This window comes from Neisseria sp. P0021.S007 (assembly GCF_051956855.1).
The window spans coordinates 1-454 of sequence record NZ_JBQCXA010001617.1 but is presented as its reverse complement, the minus strand read 5'-3'; the positions used below and the strand labels follow the sequence as shown (position 1 = coordinate 454).

Sequence of the window (454 nt, the reverse complement as noted above, 5' to 3'; positions counted from 1 at the left end):
GTGCGACGGCGTTTGCGATTCGGTTTGCCATCCGCACCATCGCCTTGCCCGTGTTGCCGGCGCTGTTGTGTGGCAAGCGTCATTTCTGCGCGGGCTTCCGCATCCGTATGTTGGAACTTCGTCCACCATTCAACCAAATCCCGCTCCACTTCGCCGACCTCTCCGCGCAACACAAGAAAATCATAAGCTGCACGGAAACGCGCTTGTGCCAGCATTTTGTGCGGACGTGCGCCGCGTGTGAAGTCGAATTGCGGCTGAAGTTGCCAAATTTCCCGCATGGTCGCGGCAAATCGCTGCGGCACGCCCCAACCTTTTTCCACCGTCTCGCGCATGGTGTTCATGGCTTCGGACAAAGCATGGGCATGCTTTTGACCGCGTTTGATGGTGTCCTGCTAATGTCGGTTCAAAACCGGCCACAATACGGCGGCGAGAACAAAGCCCACCGACACGGATT

The 454-nt window shown here is 57.5% G+C and carries 1 pseudogene; it reads right to left on the bottom strand.

The window, feature by feature from the left end:
• Positions 1 to 454: pseudogene (locus ACTHUR_RS20560) on the bottom strand (polynucleotide adenylyltransferase PcnB); the annotation flags it as partial.